17 protein-coding genes and 2 tRNA genes are annotated in these 18,094 nt (G+C 44.8%); 2 read left to right on the top strand and 17 right to left on the bottom strand.

Features of this window, described 5'->3' with window-relative positions; genetic code table 11:
• Nucleotides 1–28: 28 nt before the first annotated feature.
• The 4 genes from NST74_RS09535 to nrdR form a co-directional block, all read right to left on the bottom strand.
• Nucleotides 29–1,807 carry a sensor histidine kinase gene (locus tag NST74_RS09535; protein WP_341111692.1) on the bottom strand — a complete coding sequence of 593 codons (1,779 nt, stop codon included), beginning with the start codon at nt 1,805–1,807 and terminating at the stop codon, nt 29–31.
• Nucleotides 1,808–2,129: 322 nt separating this feature from the next.
• A tRNA-Lys gene (locus NST74_RS09530) sits at nt 2,130–2,202 on the bottom strand.
• Nucleotides 2,203–2,212: 10 nt separating this feature from the next.
• Nucleotides 2,213–2,288: transfer RNA gene (locus NST74_RS09525), tRNA-Ala, on the bottom strand.
• A gap of 159 nt (nt 2,289–2,447) precedes the next feature.
• Nucleotides 2,448–2,924 (bottom strand): transcriptional regulator NrdR, encoded by a 477-nt coding sequence (gene nrdR / locus NST74_RS09520; protein ID WP_042126015.1) that lies wholly within the window; start codon nt 2,922–2,924, stop codon nt 2,448–2,450.
• 165 nt (nt 2,925–3,089) lie between these two features.
• On the opposite strand from nrdR, the gene NST74_RS09515 reads away from it, so the two are divergent.
• A complete protein-coding gene (locus NST74_RS09515) occupies nt 3,090–3,308 on the top strand; it encodes an alpha/beta-type small acid-soluble spore protein (RefSeq protein ID WP_042126012.1) in 219 nt (72 codons plus the stop codon).
• Nucleotides 3,309–3,387: 79 nt separating this feature from the next.
• Here the strand turns inward: NST74_RS09515 and NST74_RS09510 are convergent, their stop codons facing one another.
• The 11 genes from NST74_RS09510 to NST74_RS09460 form a co-directional block, all read right to left on the bottom strand.
• Entirely contained in the window at nt 3,388–3,951 is a 564-nt protein-coding gene (locus NST74_RS09510) for a lytic transglycosylase domain-containing protein (RefSeq protein WP_042126010.1), read from the bottom strand.
• A complete protein-coding gene (gene coaE, locus NST74_RS09505) occupies nt 3,948–4,544 on the bottom strand; it encodes a dephospho-CoA kinase (RefSeq protein WP_341111690.1) in 597 nt (198 codons plus the stop codon). The genes NST74_RS09510 and coaE overlap by 4 nt, the downstream gene beginning before the upstream one ends.
• Before the next feature lie 9 nt (nt 4,545–4,553).
• Complete coding sequence (locus NST74_RS09500) at nt 4,554–5,300, bottom strand: manganese efflux pump (protein ID WP_076119995.1); 747 nt, start codon at nt 5,298–5,300, stop codon at nt 4,554–4,556.
• 127 nt (nt 5,301–5,427) lie between these two features.
• Nucleotides 5,428–6,264 carry a DNA-formamidopyrimidine glycosylase gene (gene mutM, locus NST74_RS09495; protein ID WP_339290100.1) on the bottom strand — a complete coding sequence of 279 codons (837 nt, stop codon included), beginning with the start codon at nt 6,262–6,264 and terminating at the stop codon, nt 5,428–5,430.
• A 52-nt stretch (nt 6,265–6,316) separates the two neighbouring features.
• Nucleotides 6,317–8,986, bottom strand: a complete 2,670-nt coding sequence (gene polA / locus NST74_RS09490; protein ID WP_341111688.1) for a DNA polymerase I — start codon at nt 8,984–8,986, stop codon at nt 6,317–6,319.
• A 241-nt stretch (nt 8,987–9,227) separates the two neighbouring features.
• Nucleotides 9,228–9,887 (bottom strand): phosphate signaling complex protein PhoU, encoded by a 660-nt coding sequence (gene phoU / locus NST74_RS09485; protein ID WP_341111687.1) that lies wholly within the window; start codon nt 9,885–9,887, stop codon nt 9,228–9,230.
• A 73-nt stretch (nt 9,888–9,960) separates the two neighbouring features.
• Nucleotides 9,961–10,716 carry a phosphate ABC transporter ATP-binding protein PstB gene (gene pstB, locus NST74_RS09480; RefSeq protein WP_234541056.1) on the bottom strand — a complete coding sequence of 252 codons (756 nt, stop codon included), beginning with the start codon at nt 10,714–10,716 and terminating at the stop codon, nt 9,961–9,963.
• A 199-nt stretch (nt 10,717–10,915) separates the two neighbouring features.
• On the bottom strand, nt 10,916–11,644 hold the full coding sequence (locus tag NST74_RS09475; protein WP_042125998.1) for a response regulator transcription factor: 729 nt from the start codon (nt 11,642–11,644) through the stop codon (nt 10,916–10,918).
• 108 nt (nt 11,645–11,752) lie between these two features.
• On the bottom strand, nt 11,753–13,549 hold the full coding sequence (pnpS, locus tag NST74_RS09470) for a two-component system histidine kinase PnpS (RefSeq protein ID WP_341111686.1): 1,797 nt from the start codon (nt 13,547–13,549) through the stop codon (nt 11,753–11,755).
• A 180-nt stretch (nt 13,550–13,729) separates the two neighbouring features.
• A complete protein-coding gene (locus tag NST74_RS09465; protein WP_042125994.1) occupies nt 13,730–14,116 on the bottom strand; it encodes a VOC family protein in 387 nt (128 codons plus the stop codon).
• Between the two features lie 76 nt (nt 14,117–14,192).
• Nucleotides 14,193–15,755 carry a fumarate hydratase gene (locus NST74_RS09460; RefSeq protein ID WP_341115861.1) on the bottom strand — a complete coding sequence of 521 codons (1,563 nt, stop codon included), beginning with the start codon at nt 15,753–15,755 and terminating at the stop codon, nt 14,193–14,195.
• Nucleotides 15,756–15,857: 102 nt separating this feature from the next.
• On the opposite strand from NST74_RS09460, the gene yfbR reads away from it, so the two are divergent.
• Nucleotides 15,858–16,463, top strand: coding sequence for a 5'-deoxynucleotidase (yfbR, locus tag NST74_RS09455; RefSeq protein ID WP_156114765.1), 606 nt, complete (start codon nt 15,858–15,860; stop codon nt 16,461–16,463).
• An 86-nt stretch (nt 16,464–16,549) separates the two neighbouring features.
• On the opposite strand, the gene NST74_RS09450 is transcribed toward yfbR, so the two are convergent.
• A complete protein-coding gene (locus tag NST74_RS09450) occupies nt 16,550–17,419 on the bottom strand; it encodes an SDR family oxidoreductase (RefSeq protein ID WP_341111684.1) in 870 nt (289 codons plus the stop codon).
• A gap of 209 nt (nt 17,420–17,628) precedes the next feature.
• A complete protein-coding gene (locus NST74_RS09445) occupies nt 17,629–18,057 on the bottom strand; it encodes a hypothetical protein (RefSeq protein ID WP_060624537.1) in 429 nt (142 codons plus the stop codon).
• Between the last annotated feature and the right edge of the window lie 37 nt (nt 18,058–18,094).

The following is an 18,094-nucleotide window of genomic DNA, read 5'->3' as shown; positions in this document are numbered from 1 at the left end:
CCTTCTCTCCCACAAAGATTGCAGCTTATTAGTTTTCTGATTGGAGCGGTATAATCGTAAAACTAACTTTAGTGCCGCTTCCTTCTACGCTTTCGATCCGCAAACCGGCTTCATGCCCATAATGAAGCTGTAGCCGATTATGCACGTTGCGCAATCCGTAGCTGCTGCCTGCCGAGTCATTATTCTTCAGCGGATCAATGCCCAAGTTTGTGTTTATCTTCTCTCTCAGCAGCTCCAATCTTTCCCTGCTCATGCCAACACCGTCATCCTGAACGATAAACGTTATACGCTCTCCCGCTGACATCGCTTTCACGACAATGCTCCCTTTACCTTCTCTTTTCAAAATACCATGAATCATCGCATTTTCAATTAGCGGCTGGAGCAGCAGCTTCAGCATTTTCAGATCCAGCAGCTCCGTCGGAATATCCGCCTCGTAATCAAATTTATCTGGATATCGAATGGACTGAATCTTCACATAGTGATCTACATGCAAAATTTCTTGGCTGATTGCACAATATTCCTGTCCTTTATTTAAGCTGAAACGAAGAAAATCACTCAATGAACCGACCATATCTGCGATTTTTTCTTCTCCCTTCATTAGCGCCATCCAGTGGACTGACGATAATGTATTGTATAGAAAATGCGGATTGATCTGCGCTTGAAGCGCCGACATATCCGCTTCCTTCTTCAACGCTTCGCTCAGCTTCACCTCATCGGTTAGATTAATAATTCGCGAGCTCATCCGATTATAGCTAATAATCAGTTGTCCAACCTCATCGATCGATGTGACGGGCAGCGTCGGCAGCGGCTCGTCCGGGCTGGAATTCCTAAGAAACTTCGTTAATGCAGACAAAGGTTTCGTCACCTTTTGAATAAGTACAAGGACGAACGCTATAACAAAGAGCATAGAAATGCTGACTGCAATTGCAGTTAACGTTAAAAAATACTGGTTCTGCGCTCTGTAAGCTTTTGCCGGAATGATCCCTACAAGCCTCCAGTTAACATTTGGCATCTGGTAGTACAGTACTGTACTCCGCTCCTCTGCTTCTCCGTAATCGAACGACCCCGACTTGCTCTTGAAATCAACTATTCCGGGAAAATAATCGTTCAAGCTCTTGTTAGTCGCGTACCCTTCTGGTCCAGCCAATATCCGGTTTTGTCCGTCCAACAGCAGGGCGACGCCTTCACCCTCTAGTCCAGCTTGCTTTAAATGGCTAGAGATAACCGATTGTGTCAGGCTAATTTTAAGCATGCCGATCTTGTAATATTTTGATGTGCTGCGAATCGGCCGCGACATCGTAATGACATCCTCTTTGCCGTCCGACGTAACGAAATGATGCACCGGAGACCACCACTTGGGATATTCCTCATAATAACCGGGATACTCGCTCTGAATATCGGTCCATTCTGATTCGAGGACGGATCTGAAGGAAACCGACGGCTTATTATCTTCATTCGATTCGATCATGACATTGGCGATATATGGTTTGGAAATCGATAATGTTGTAAGTAAATTAACGATCGAGGTTTGCTTTAGCAAATCATGTTCCGGTGTTTTCAAATAGCTTTGGACATCAGGGTGGCCGATAAGGAATAGGGATAGATTCTCAACATCGCTTACCATATTTTCTAAATAGGCCCCAATTTGCCGAAGCGTATTCATGCCGGAGCTCTTCGCTTTCTCCTCCGTTAAGCTTTCAGCAATATAATAGGAGAACAGTCCCAGAGACAACACCGGTACCAGTACCGAAACAATAAATAACAAGCTCAGCTTCTGCTTTAACGATTTACCCAACCAGTTTTCCATCGAATCCTCCGTTCAGATTGCCTTTATGCTCTGTAGCTAAATTGTAGCTTTCATTACATCCCAGAAGAGATGTTTGCGCTTCCATAATAACCTAAGTCGCACGTCCCGACTAGAGTCTATTGTTGACTTGATAAAGCATTTGCTGGTCTTGAGATGCGGATTATCATAACCTCCGTCTGGGAGAGAGAACTGGATCTTGCCTCAAGACAAAAAAATAGACCGCCCTCTCGTAATGGATGCGGTCTATTTCTGCCCGTAATACCTGAAAGCCTCCCCATGTTGCAAACAACAAAAAAACGGCATTTCTGCCGTTTCTTTAGGATGGACTCTCAGGGGCTCGAACCCTGGACAAATAGATTAAGAGTCTACTGCTCTACCAACTGAGCTAAGAGTCCATATGAAGTTTGGTGGAGCCAAGGGGGATCGAACCCCTGACCTCATCGCTGCCAGCGATGCGCTCTCCCAGCTGAGCTATGGCCCCAAACGTAATTTTCAGATGTATGTAATCACACATTTTAGAATCAAGTTCGGTGTATTTAAGTCATTCTGACAAAATCAAGCGCCGTAGGCGACTCCTATATAATATAAAAAATCGCCTTCGCTGTCAACACTTTTTTTAGTCATTAGACTAGCCACAACCCTACAATCTGTCCAGATCCCCAGTGCTCTTAGATAACAGACCCTTCAGTTCCTTCATAAACATGTTAATGTCCTTGAACTGACGGTATACAGACGCAAAACGAACGTATGCGACTTCATCTACTGGATAGAGCTGTTCCATAACCAGTTCACCGATCTGTTGGCTCTCCACTTCAGCTACGGCGATGCCTCGCAGGGATTTCTCTACCTCAGAGACAATCTTCTCTAGACGCTCTACAGAGACAGGCCGTTTCTCACAGGCACGTATTAAGCCCCGAAGTATTTTATCACGGCTGAATTCCTCACGGCTGCCGTCTTTTTTGATCACGATTAACGGTGTTTCCTCGATCATTTCAAAGGTTGTAAACCGTTTGCTGCAACGCTCGCATTCACGCCTGCGGCGGATGGACTTATTCTCATTTGCTGGTCGCGAGTCGAGTACTTTAGTATTTGTGTGATCGCAGTAAGGGCATTTCATAAGCTTCATCACTTCCTATTACATAATGTTTTTTTGTCCCGGTATGTTAAGCATCCGGCTTTTGAAGGGCTATTTCATTTTTTCCAGAAATCACCGTTTATTTGTTGTAATGATTATGGCAAGTCCGGCACATAATACAGTTACCAACAGAGGAGGTGAACAGCAATGAGCCAAAACAACAGCTCCAATAACCTTGTAGCTCCAAATTCCCGCGGTGCTTTGGAACAACTTAAATATGAAGTTGCCCAAGAACTCGGAATCACGCTTTCCCCAGATGGTTACCAAGGCAATAAAACTTCTTATGAAAATGGTTCGATCGGTGGTTACATCACTAAACGTCTTGTAACCCTGGCAGAACAACAATTGGCAGGTCAATACAAATAACCTGTCCACATAAGCTTACTGAAGAAGTATTAAACGATCGCAAGATCGTTTAGTACTTCTTTTTATACATAACACGGTTTTAGAATTCGTTGTAAATATCCGTGTACTGATCATAGTAATAGTTGACGCGCTGTACATAATGGCGGGTTTCACCAAACGGAATATCCTTAATCGTAGCATCCGTTCCATCCCAGATCCCCTCATCCAGCCATTTTTGAACTTTACCCGGTCCAGCATTATATGCAGCGATAACTGCTGTAGGTTTACCTTCGAATTGACGGGATAATGTTGAAAGATACCAGGTACCTAGTTCAATATTTGCTGATGGTTCATGCTTTAGCTCCTCCATAGATACATCAGGGAGCTTGGCCTTTTCAAGGGCCCATTTGGCGGTATCCGGCATAAGCTGCATTAAACCTATAGCACCTTTTTTGGATTCTCGTCCAGTTTTGAAGTTCGTTTCCACTCGGATAATTGAAGCCACTAGAAATGGGTCAATATCGTACGTAACGCTGTGCTTACGGATCTCATCTTTATAATGGATCGGATAAAACCAGGACATCCAGTTCGTACTCAGAAACAATATCGCAGTAAAACCAATGAATAACAGAAGAAGGACTCTTTTTTTACGTAACCATTTCATGATAAGCCCAGCCTGTCCCAAAGAACAGCAACCTGTTGCTCAGTGTGCGCAAGTTCGCCACTGTTGTCAATGATATAGTCCGCTTTGTTACGCTTTGCTTCAATATCCATCTGTGCATTTAAGCGTGCTTCTGCTTGTTCTAAAGAAAGTCCGTTACGTTCCATTAATCGAGCGATTTGCACTTCACGAGGCACGTAGACCACCAGTATTTCATGGAACATGTTCTCGAGTCCTGATTCGAAAAGAAGAGGGATATCCACAATTGTTAACTTCTTTGGATCTTCTTCCTCCATGCTGTTCATACGTTCTTTAATCTCCCGCCGGATTGCGGGATGCGTCAGATTGTTCAGGGCTTGCAGGGCCGCCGGGTCTTGAAATACAATGTCCCCCAGCTTGCCCCTATTCAGTGTGCCATCCGGAGAGAGGATCTCGCTTCCGAATTGTTTCACAGCCGCAGCCAGCACCTCATGACCGGGGAGCATAACCTCTCTGGCGATCACATCCGCGTCAACCAGCCTCGCTCCCTTGCTCACAAGCAGTGCGGACACCGTGCTTTTTCCGGATGCAATGCCTCCGGTTAAGCCAATAATCATGTACTCACCTCATAATAGCTTCAGTATTCCCATTGTAATTAATAATAACGCGGGTAGTGCAGCAGCATGCTTCATCCAGTAGTTCCCGGCGAATTTTAATCCAGTCTTCATGCCCAGCAATAGAAATGTACCACTAAACAGAGCAATTGTAAGTGATGTCCATATTGGATTGAAACCGAGTAGTGCTGCGCCTAGTCCGGCTCCAAAGGCATCTAGTGAGAGGGCAATTCCGAGCAGCATCGCTTCCATCGAAGAAATACTTCCGGAATCATCCATATCCGCAGATGATGGTGTACGCAAGATCTGTACAACAATCCCCAACCGCCGTAGCTCAAGGGAAAAGACAGCTGACTTTACTTGCTCAGGAGCTGTGACAGCCTGTTCTGCGACATCTTCAGTATCAACAGCTATCTCTGCCCTAGCTTCTGTGGATAGCACATTTTCTTCACGATCTACTTTACGTTCACCAGTCTGTTCCTTCTCTTTCTGCATTAGCATCTGAATGAGCGACCAACAACCCATTAGCACGAGTATAACAGCGCCAACCTCAGAAGCTGCATGTGGAGACACTACCTTAGCAAGCAGAACACCCACTTGCATAGATACACAGATAACTACCCCCGAACAAAGCGAGATAATCAGAACGGAGAGCAATGGTATTTTCATTTTACGCAGTCCATATGTAATACCAACACCAAAACCATCCAAACTCAAAGCAAAAGCTAGTAATAGCAGTGAAAAAAATGGGCTGAGCACCCGCAATCCCTCCTGTGAAGAACCGGAACACTGAACAATATACTTCAATCAGCTTCCGTTCTCTATTAAGCATTCTTCACACAGTATATGGGCGGGACAAGTAGTGGGTGCCAACCTAATTACATCTTCAGTTTTCTGACTTGCGCTGACAGCTTGGACAATAATGCGTGCCACGGCCACCTACAACTGTTTTCTCAATCATTGTTCCACAGTTGTTACACGGCTGATCTTTACGACCGTAAATCAACAGCTGTTGTTGATAAGTGCCGCTCTCACCTTGACCATTCACATATGATTTTACAGATGAACCCCCAGCGTTTACCGCTTCCGTCAGCGTGCTGACAATAGCGTGATGTAGTTGATCGAGTTGATCATCCGATAGATCCTTAGCGCTGACTTCTGGATGAATCCCTGCACGGTGTAAGGACTCATCTACATAAATATTTCCTATGCCGACGATATATTCCTGATTTAGCAGCAGCGATTTAATTTTTGTGCTTTTGCCTGATACAATCTGCTTAAATTTCTCCGGCGTAAAGGACGGCTCCAGTGGTTCCTGCCCTAGCTTATTAAGAGGAGGCAGCTGAAGGTCTTCACCAATCTGAAAAAGATGCATCGTACCAAACTGACGAACATCCGTATAACGCAGTTCCGTGCCGTCGGTAAAATGGAATATCACATGTGTATGCTTGTCCAGTGGATCATCTTTCGAAAAAAGTCCGTAACGGCCCTCCATCCGTAAATGAGATACGAGCACCAGACCGTCTAGCACGATGCGCAAAAACTTCCCTCTTCGTTCAACATTAACAATGCTATGACCTGCGAGCAGGTTGGCAAAAGCCTGAATATCATCCGGTCGCTGAATTATCCGAGCCAGCCGGACGGTTACACTCTCTATCTGCTTTCCATTAACTAAATCATTCAGTGTTCTCTTGACTGTCTCTACTTCCGGTAATTCCGGCATGATGTCTTCACCTCAACTACATTATAGCTGATATACACACCTTAAAGGGAGCCTATTTCGCTTCGTACCAATTGCTGCCAAAACTTACCTCTGCTTTAAGCGGCACAGATAACTGCAATGCTCCACCCATCACTTCCGGCAAAAGCGTCTTCATGAGCTCCATTTCATCCTCTGGTACCTCGAATACAAGCTCATCGTGCACCTGAAGCAGCATACGGCTCTTTAGCCCGCGCTCGTAAAGTGCCTTGTCCATATGCACCATCGCCAGCTTAATAATATCAGCGGCAGTTCCTTGGATAGGTGTATTCATTGCCGTACGTTCCGCAAAAGAACGTAGATTAAAGTTCTTCGCATTAATCTCAGGCAAGTAACGACGACGTTCCAGTAATGTGGTTACATAACCATGTTTCCGTGCTTCTACTACGATATCATCCATATATCGACGTACACCTTGGTATACCTCGAAATACTGCTCAATAAATTGAGCGGCTTCTTTGCGAGGAATATTCAAGTTCTGCGACAGACCATAATCACTGATTCCATACACGATCCCAAAGTTAACGGCTTTAGCAGCACGGCGCATGTTGCTATCAACCTGATCGGCGGTAACTCCAAATACATCCATCGCTGTCTTCGTGTGAATATCCATATCATGGAGAAAAGCTTCCTTCATCCGCTCATCACCAGAGATATGTGCCAATACTCGCAGTTCGATCTGCGAATAGTCCGCTGCCAAGATCGACCAGCCCGGTTCGGACGGAACGAACACCTTACGGATTTTGCGTCCTTCCTCTAGGCGGATAGGAATGTTCTGCAGGTTCGGATATTGACTGCTGAGACGTCCGGTAGCCGCAATCGTCTGCCGATAGAAGGTATGCACCTTTCCTGTTTTCGAAGATATTTCTTTAAGAAGTCCTTCTACGTATGTAGACTGGAGCTTCGCAATCGTGCGATATTGCAAAATCAAACGTACCACGTCATGATAAGGCGCTAGTTTCTCAAGCACCTCAGCATCGGTGGAATAGCCTGTCTTCGTCTTTTTAACAACAGGCAAACCTAGCTTAACGAATAAAATTTCACCCAGTTGCTTTGGTGAATTCAAATTGAACTCCGTGCCACTTAATTCGTATATTTCAGTGACCAGCTTAGAAATTTGAGCTTCGAATTCTTTACCTAGCTCTTTAAGATCCTCTTCGTTGACTGCGATTCCTTGTTTCTCCATATCCGCGAGAATACGTGATAAAGGCATTTCCAAATCTTCGAACAGTCCGGTCATCGCTGTCTCGACAAGCTCCTGTTGTTGCTTCTGAGCAATCCCGAGAACCGCAGCACTCTTACGTGCGACGTGATTCCCTAAGATTTCAAGCTCAGGAATCTTGTATTTAGCGCCTTTTCCGAATACCTCTTCATCTGGAGATAAGCGTGGTAAGCCGTATTTAGTAGCTAGATCATTTAAGTTCTGATTTGCTTCCGTCGGATCCAGCAAATAAGCCGCCAACTGTACATCATGAGCCGCACCTGCAAAAGCAATACCTTGCCAATGGAGCGCCAAATCTGCACGGTGAAGATCATAGCCGCTCTTCGGAGCCTTTTCATTTCCTAACCAATCGCGCAGCTTCGCAGCAGCTGGATTCTGCAGTAATTCAAACGGTACATAATAGTGCCGCTCCAGAGAAGATAACCCTACCCCGATTACCTCAGCACGATGCGGATTATCCCCATTGGACTCCACATGTAATGCAGAAATACTAGGCAGCGCTTCATTCAGCGTCTCCAGTTCATTTTCACTAACGATCGTAATATCAAGGGTCGCGGCCTCTACTTCTGCAGCACCTTCCTCACCATCATTAACAGGAGTGTAGGCACTTAGATCTAAGCGCTCCAAAAGTGATTTGAACTCCAATTTAGCGAGTGCAGGCCCAGCTGTATCCGCAGAAATTCCGTTAAAGACCATATCATCCCACGAATGCTCCAGAGGCACTTCACGATAGATGGTCGCCAGTTTCTTACTCATTACAGCCTCTTCTGCATGAGCCTCGAGCTTTTCTTTCATTTTGCCCTTAAGCTCACCTGTTCCCGCTAATACACCTTCAACCGATCCGAATTGATGCAACAGCTTGAGTGCAGTTTTTTCACCCACACCGGGAACTCCCGGAATGTTATCACTCGCATCGCCCATCAGTCCTTTAAGGTCTATGATCTGCTCTGGGGTTAGGTCATATTTCTCACGAATTTGTTCCGGTCCATAAAGCTCAACCTCAGTGACTCCTTTACGGATTAGCGCAACAGTCGTGTGTTCAGAAGCTAATTGGAGCATATCCTTATCTCCCGACACGATCATAACCTGACGGCCTGCTTCATCGGCTTGGCGAGAAATGGTACCAATAATATCATCGGCCTCATAATTGCCAATTTCAAACTGCGGTACCCCTAGATTAGTGAGCAATTCTTTCAATAGCGGGAACTGCTCGGAGAGCTCCGGAGGTGTCTTTTGCCGACCGCCTTTATAATCCTCATAACCTTCATGCCGGAATGTGACTTTCCCTGCATCAAATGCAACAATCATATGTGTCGGCTTATGTTCTTCAATTAAACGGAGCAGCATCGTTGTGAAACCGTACACCGCGTTCGTCTGTTGCCCTGCTGTATTCGTTAACGGGGGCATCGCGAAGAAAGCGCGGTAAATAATGTTATTTCCATCTATAAGTATCAACTTGTCCATAGTGCACCTCGCCTTTATCATGCTTACTCCTTACATCTTAACATATGGCCTGTCTAAGTAGAAACGCCTATACAACAAGTAGCCGTCCTAATATAAGGACGGCTACTTAATTTACCTAAAAAACACAAAAGATGTGATGGTGCAAGTAATGGAGGAGAGGTTTGGAACTGTAGGAGCAGCGGCCGAAAGTCCAAGCATTCTCCGCAGTTACGACAAGTACCAAACATCTTTTGAATCAAAGCTATTCATTCAAATCTGGACGACTACCGGTAACCAAGTAAACTACACTTTCACCAATGTTAGTAGCATGATCGCCAATCCGTTCGATATAACGGCCTACCAGCGTCAATAACATAGCTTGGGATACTGTCTCCGGCTTTGTTACCATATAAGAATACAACTCATTAATCATCGAACCATACAATTGATCGACCTGATCATCATCCTGTGCCATTTTATAAGCCAGATCAGTGTTCTCATCCAGATAGGACTGGATTGCCTCATCGATCATAATTGTCACGATTTCAGCCATACGAGGAATGTCAACAAGTGGCTTAATCAGCGTTTGTCCTTGAAGACGCATGGTTGCTTTTGCTACATCAAGCGCCAGATCACCCATACGTTCCAAATCGCTTGATATTTTGAAGGCAACGATAATGCGTCGCAAATCCTTGGCTACAGGCTGCTGAGTAATAATTAAGCGTGAGCCAATTTCCATGATTTTATCTTCCATGGCATTTAACTGTAGATCCGCCTCAACGACTTCCTGTGCGAGCGCTGTATCAAGATTTTGTAATGCATTAATTGCACCTTCAAGAGCATCTTTAACATGCTCACCCATCTGCTGCAGCAGACTGCGCAGCTCTTCTAAGTCTTTATCAAATTCTTTTCTGCGAATCATAATAAGAGCGATCCTCCTCATTAACGTATGGTCAGCTTGCCATTTCCAGGGACGAACACCCTTTTAAATCTGATCAGCCGAAACGTCCGGAAATATAATCTTCAGTACGGGAATCTTTAGGGGTCGAGAAAAGAACCTCTGTGTCCGCCGCCTCTACGATTACACCATTCAAGAAAAACACGGTTCGACCTGAAACACGTGCCGCTTGATGCATGTTATGAGTAACCATAACAATTGTATACTCACTTCTTAGTTCCTGAACAAGCTCTTCAATCTTGAGTGTGGATACAGGATCGAGCGCAGAGGTTGCCTCATCCATTAGCAAAATATCAGGCTGTACCGCTAGCGCTCTAGCAATACACAGCCGTTGCTGCTGTCCACCGGACAAGCTAAGGGCAGATTTCTTCAGAAAATCTTTCACTTCCTCCCATAGAGCGGAGTGACGCAAGCTTTTTTCTACGATCTCATCCAGCTCACTTTTGGAGCGGATGCCGTGTAGACGGGGACCGTAAGCTACGTTGTCGTAAATCGATTTTGGAAAAGGATTCGGCTGTTGAAACACCATACCGACCTGCTTACGCAGGCTTTCCACCTCTACCTCATCACTATAAATATTTTTGCCACCGATGTTTACAGTTCCTTCTATACGTGTGCCAGGAATCATATCATTCATACGATTCAATGTGCGAAGCAACGTGGATTTGCCGCAACCGGAAGGTCCAATAAAAGCGGTAACCTGTTTCTCCGGAATTTGCAGATTCACATTCTTCAGTGCGTGGAACGACTCATAGTAGAGATCAAGATTCTCTATGTCAATGATGGATTTCATTAGTGTTTACGTCTCCTTCTCATCATCTTCGATCTCCATGATAAGCTTTTAGTGTAAATACAGTTGGAGAGAAATGTTAACGCAATGTAAAATCAGTGAGATGAATGGATTCACATCACAGTATTTCCCCAGAAGCTAACTAGTACTCCAAACTATTCTTATTTATGAAATGTATAGAAAAAATAGAACTCCAGTCATCCTAAATGACCGGAGCTCTCTTTTTATTAACAACCAGTTTATAGCCTACGCCTCGAATCGAATCAATATGAACCGATTCTGGATCTAGCTCAAGCTTTTTACGGAGTGAACTCACGTGTACGTCCACTGTACGCTGTCCACCAATGTAATCAAAGCCCCATACAGCATTCATGAGATCATCTCTCGTCAACACAACCCCTGGCTTACGCGCCAAATATAACAGTACTTCGAACTCTTTAGGCCGCAAGTTAATACTATGCCCACCGAGGGAGACTTCATATCTCTCAGGGTATATCTCTAATTGACCTAAAATAATGGTAGAAGCAGAGATAGGTGTTTCTGTCGGTGCTTCTTCAGCAAGTCCAGAAATCCGCCGAAGGACAGCACTTACTCTTGCAAGTAGTTCGGAGACGCCGAATGGTTTGGTGATATAATCATCAGCACCTGATTTCAACCCTCTAACTACATCTTCTTCCGCATTTTTGGCGGTCAATACAATAATAGGTGTACGGATACCTTGTCCACGCAATTTATCAAGGATGTCAATGCCATTCATACCTGGCAACATCAGATCTAATACGATCAAGTCAAAAGGTTCCCTCGTCGCACGATCATATCCTGCCGTACCATGATCCTCTACTGTCACCTCGTAACCTTCCTGCGTTAAGTTATAGGACAGCAGCCGGGCCAATGTCGGTTCGTCTTCAATGACAAGCAATCGTTGAGCCATAGGTTCCCCCGTCTTCCATATAGTTTGATTTTTACAAAACAACAACAAAACAATCATATCACCATAATGTTAACTTGGTGTAAAATCGAAAGGTGAATTTACAGAAATCTAATCCACCTTTTCTTCCTGCAAGAGCGGCAACTCAATAATAAATGAGCTTCCGATCCCCAAATCACTTTTTACCGAAATCACACCATGGTGCATATCTACCAAGTGCTTCACAATAGACAGCCCCAGTCCAGTTCCGCCGGAGCTTCTGGATCTTGCCTTATCCACCCGATAAAACCGTTCAAAAATACGCGGCAGATCCTTTTTGGGAATGCCCATCCCGGTATCGGTAACGGTAAATTGAACATTCTCAGAACCATCTGGCTTCAGTATATTCTTAACATAGACTTTTACGCTACCCCCTTCATGCGTGTAATTAATCGCATTGGAGAGTAAATTCATAAAAATTTGACGCAGTTTATCCTCGTCTGCCTCAATGAACAGCTCCTCAGGAACCTCAACATTAAGACTAATATTCTTCTTCTCGGCCACTTTGCTGATGGTTCCTAGCACAGAATCAAAAAATTCAATGATATGAACAGGTGAACAATCGAGCTGTACACGTTTTGATTCGATTTTAGATAATTCTAAAATATCTCCTATTAATCGATTTAAACGTTCGTTCTCATCATAAATAATTTGTAAAAAGGAACGGGCTGTCTTCTCATCCTTAACCCCACCACCCAGCAAGGTCTCGGCAAAACCTTTAACAGCAGCAACCGGCGTCTTCAATTCATGGGATACGTTAGCGACGAATTCACTCCGCATCCGCTCAAGTCGACGTATCTCTGTTACCTCTTGCAGAAGGAAGAGCATCCCTCTGTAGGACCCATCCTGGATCATTGGTACTGCGTCCATACGTATAATTCGTTCTCTCGGATTGTAAATACTTCGTTCTTCATGAAGCGGTTCTTTACTCGATACCCCTTCTTCAAGCAGACGAGTCAGTTCATAATGACGCTTTAGCTCTTTGTACGAATGTCCCGCCATTTCACTGTTGCTAACATCCAGCATGTGCTCCGAAGCCCGGTTTAGCAGGGCAATTTCTTCGTCCGCATTGATCATTATGATGCCGCCAGTCATATTGTCCAGTACGCTTTGCAGCAGATCTTCATTATCACGAATGGTCTTAAGCTGAGCCTGAAGACTGTCAGCCATGGCATTAATCGCTGTTGCCAGCTGCCCAACCTCATCTTTGCGCTTCAAGTGGACTCTTGCATCATAATCAAGATCTGTTATACGCCTTGCGACTCTCGTAATTTGTTCAAGCGGTGAAGTCATGCTCGATGCCACTTTATAGCTAACAATAGTTGCTAACAGGAATAAAACAACTAGACCCCCAGCCATTATCATCCAAGCACGATTAAGCCCTTCCGTTACTGCATCAAGTCCCATCGAGACCCGAATGTATCCGTCAAAACCCTGATCCGAGGTTACCCGCTCAGCTACATAAAGCATCTCGCGATCCAAAGTTTCGCTGTAACGAATGGCTCGCCCAGTCCCCTCTTTTGCCGCAACAATCTCCTCTTCACGATCAGAGTGATTGTCCATCTCCAGCGGATTTTTCTCTGAATCCCCTAAAACTTTACCTGACTTACTAATAAAAGTAATCCGGGAATCTAGAAGCTTGGCGATATGCTCAGCCTGCTCCGTATAATACGAAATTGCATTAGAGCCGTCCATATCTACAAATTCCAAAGTACCAGCGAGTAGATTTATTTCCCGGGACATGTTCTCTTCGAGAGCAGCTATATGGGAGCTCTTAAACAGATGAGCCATCGTAAATCCAGTGCCAATCATGGAAATGCCGATTAAGGCCATAAGTATAAACGTAAGACGCGCGCGAAACGGTTTCATCTAAAGTGTGCCTCTCCCTTTATCGTTGTATCTTTTATCCTAACTTCATTTTCATCAAAAAACCAGTGCTACTATTTTCGTGAAACAAATCCCCACTATAATAGATTATATAAAAATAACAGCCCAGTTTGATCATCTCTGGACTGTTACTTTGTATTACTTTTGTAAAAAATCGTGTTATCATTCTATGCAGGTTGCAAGAAACCACTGATTGCCCTGAATATCTCTAATCCCCGCTCCTCTTTCTCCATAAGACTTGTCCAGAGGTTCTTCAATGATAGATGCCCCGGCGTCCAAGCACTTACGAAAGGTCTCATCCACATTTCTTACATAGAGATGAATCGCGAGCTGTACTGGTGAATATTTCTCGTTAGCTTCAGAAACCTCTATGATTGAATCCCCAATTCTCAGCTCGGCATGTCTAATCTTTCCTTCATCATTCCGCAGCATATCATTAATTCTAGCATCAAAGCAGTTCACAACAAACTCAATCAATCGATCTGCACCTTCGACGATAAAATACGGGGTAACATTCAGAAGACCATTTCTAATATAATGCGGTACCATTCATCTACCTCCTTTAGACAAGCTCGGTATTAAAGGTCATCCTCTTTACACCTTAATTACCGAGCTGTAAATCATCTTATTTAAACACAGGCTCTTTGAACTGGGTCAGCTTGGCTGCGGAATCTTTCTCTACATCTGCGTGCAGACTGTTGCCATGGGCATCCATCGTTACTATAGCAGCGAAGCCCTCCACATCCAAATGCCACATCGCCTCAGGAATACCAAATTCCATGAAATCAACCGCATTTACTTTCTTGATGCATTCCGCATAATACTGTGCGGCGCCACCAATTGCATTGAGATATACGCCCCCATGCTCCTGAAGGGCTTTTAATGTTTTTGGACCCATTCCACCTTTTCCGATGACGGCACGAATTCCAAATTTTTTGATAATATCGCCTTGATAAGGCTCTTCACGAATACTAGTAGTCGGACCCGCTGCTTTAACATGCCAGCCTTCCTCGTCCTTCATCATTACAGGACCACAGTGATAGATCACGGCACCGTCCAAATCCACCGGAGCGTCATGATCCATTAGATATTTATGCAGTGCGTCACGGCCCGTATGCATTTCACCGGATAAAATGACTACATCCCCAACTCGTAAACTCCGGATATCCTCTTCACTAATCGGTGTGGTCAGACGTACTTCGCGAGATTCAGTAGCTGCATTGTTGTCTCCTGTATCTGGGACTTCTGATTCGGATGCCTGATCCCTTCCATCCTCCACCGAGATCCCTGTTCCGCTCTCATATAGCCACTCCTCAATATTGCCGGTCGATGGATCAACCAGTACGCCTTGGCGACGGAACGCCCAGCAGTTATACGCAACAGATACGAAAAAGCTGGCTGGCAGACGATTCATAACGCCGACCTTACAACCAAGCAGCGATACTTCTCCACCAAAGCCCATTGTTCCTATGCCCAGCTTATTGGCATTCTCCATGATGTAATCTTCCAGTTTACTTAGATCCTCTATCGGATTAACATCCTCCACTTTACGGAACAACTGCTTCTTAGCCAGCTCATACCCTGTCGTGCGGTCGCCGCCGATCCCAACGCCAATAAAACCAGCACTACAGCCTTGCCCTTGTGCCTGATAAACGGCATGAAGAATGCATTTGCGGATTCCGTCCAGATCTCGACCTGCTTTGCCCAATCCTTCTAATTCTGCCGGAAGGCTGTACTGGATATTCTTATTCTCACAGCCTCCACCTTTTAAAATAAGTCTAACGTCTATTTTATCTTCTTCCCACTGCTCGAAATGAATAACTGGTGTTCCTGCCCCCAAATTATCTCCGCTGTTCTCACCTGTTAGTGAATCTACGGAATTAGGACGAAGCTTGCCGTTCTTGGTCGCCCGTACGATGGCGTTATGAATATCTTTTTTCATCTCAATCTGATTGATTCCTACAGGTGTGTGAATGATAAATGTAGGCATCCCCGTATCCTGACAGATAGGAGACACTTGTGCCTCAGCCATTCCGATATTTTGAGCAATCGTAGTTAAAGCAAGACCTGACCGGGTAGCTCTGTCCTCTAGCGCGCGTCCCTTGGCGACCGCCCGGCGTACATCACCCGGCAAGTTCGTGGACGTTTCTACAATTAGATTATAAACGCTGTCTTCAAAATGCTGCATATTCATTCAAGCTCCTCTCAGCAGATCCAGATTATCTAAAGTCTGATACAATTAATATAATAATATCATACCTAGCACCGCATGAAAGGGGTTACTTTAAAATTGAACTACCATTTTTCCGCCTATTTATATCGGCTTCAATATATTCAGCGTTGGAGCCTAATGCGAAGCACCGCACCGGAGAACGTTGCTGAGCATTCTTTTCATGTTGCCCTGCTCACACATATGCTCTGTTCCATTGGTAATGTTCATTATGGGCGTTCATTAAACGCCGAAAGAGCAGCAACTATGGCCCTGTTTCATGATGCCAGCGAAGTGTTCACTGGTGACATTGCCACGCCAGTGAAATACAATAACCCTCGTCTACTTACTAGCTTTCGCGAAATGGAAAGAGTTGCTTCGGAACGCTTAACCGGTATGATTCCTTCCGAGCTTCAGGGCATTTACAAGCAACTGATGCAGCCAGAAGATAGTACTCCCGATTCGGAGGACGTCCTGCTGCATAGCTACGTTAAAGCAGCCGATAGGCTGGATGCCTACTTGAAATGTGTATGGGAGGTTGCTGCGGGCAACCGTGAATTTGCAGCGGCGAAAGAGCAAACAGCTGCGAAGCTGCGCGGGCTCGGACTACAGGAAGTAGATTACTTCCTGACTCATATGGCTCCGAGCTTTGAAATGTCGCTGGATGAGCTCTCTGCCGGAAACTAAACCCCAAGATCAATACAAAAAAGCTCTAGTTCAGCTAATCCTGAATTAGAGCATTTTATATATAGATCTTAGTTAAGCTGTAACCTCTACCCGTTTACAACCTCGCCACCATTTACATGAATAACCTGTCCAGTCACATAGCTAGAATCATCGGAGGCTAGGTATACATATGCCGGAGCCAGCTCCTCTGGCTGTCCCGGACGCTTCATAGGCTGTGTACCCCCGAACTCGCTAACCTGCTTCGCATCAAAGGTAGACGGGATAAGCGGTGTCCAAATTGGACCCGGAGCAACACCATTTACTCGAATGCCTTGCTCCGCCAGATTCGTAGATAAGGAACGTGTGAAGCTCAGAATCGCTCCTTTTGTTGAAGAATAGTCCAGCAATTGTGGGCTACCGCGATAAGCGGTAATCGAAGTCGTATTGATGATAGCAGATCCTGCTTTTAGATGAGGCATAGCCGCTTTGGTCAAATAAAACATCGCAAATATGTTCGTACGGAATGTACGCTCTAGCTGCTCGGAAGTAATATCTTCAATCTTAGCTTGCGGATGCTGCTCCGCCGCGTTATTGATGAGAATATCCAGTTTACCGAGGCCCTCTACCGTATGTTTAATTAGATCCTTACAGAAGGATTCCACACCAATATCTCCGGGAATTAGAATACATTTGCGACCTTCCTGCTCCACCTGACGTTTCGTTTCCTCTGCATCAGAGTGCTCATTCAGATATGAAATCACTACATCAGCGCCTTCTTTAGCAAAAAGAACAGCAACAGCCCGTCCGATTCCACTGTCTCCTCCAGTGATAAGCGCCGCCTTACCCTCCAGCTTACCTGCTGCTTTATAATTAGCCGGCTCATATTTCGGCAACGGCTTCATTTCGCTTTCAATTCCTGGCTGATGATGCTGCTCTTGCGGGGGTAAGGTTTTGGTAGCTTGCTTATTGTTTGACATAATCCCTATCTCCTCTCGTTAGCCACTGATAGTTAACTGATTGTCTTAGGATGGCTCAAGTATTAATGTTTATACGTACTTGCCCAATTTCTCAAACCACTTTTCGATAAGTTCTTACCACGCTGCAGATAGAATCAAACAATCTGAAGTTCATTTGAACACAAAAAAACCCACTCTCCATTACGGGAGCGGGCTCATCGTGATTCAGATTAAATGATGTCGTTAAAAACCATAAAGAATACCATGAGCAGCAATGACACTGACAGCAGCGCACTAAGTGTACGCAATTTGCCTGTTTCTGCTTTAACATCGCGGTTCTCACGAATTCCAGCAGCCGCAAGGCGCAGTGGCTTGCTCATAATACCGCCAAGTGCAAACATAGCTAGTAGCAATACAACAATAATAATCATCCATGCTACAGAATACTCACCCTTGGTCATCATATAACCACCAGTAAGTAGTTGGATTACCAAACCGTACTGTGCAAAGCGGTTAAATCCAGTAACTGCACTTAGTGTACCTTCTTTTGCTGCAGGCGACAATTTTTCAGCACGACCGATGATGAAAGGCAATACAAGGTAAAATCCTAGTGCCAGTGTCCCGATCATATGTAAGAAAAACAAAACATTCCAATCCATATCATATCTCCTCCAATTTAACTGTGATAATAGTTAC

It is taken from the genome of Paenibacillus sp. FSL F4-0125, assembly GCF_038008565.1.
Taxonomy (GTDB): domain Bacteria; phylum Bacillota; class Bacilli; order Paenibacillales; family Paenibacillaceae; genus Paenibacillus_AQ.
The sequence above is the reverse complement of the archived record's forward strand: the minus strand, read 5'-3'. Positions and strand labels throughout refer to the sequence as shown.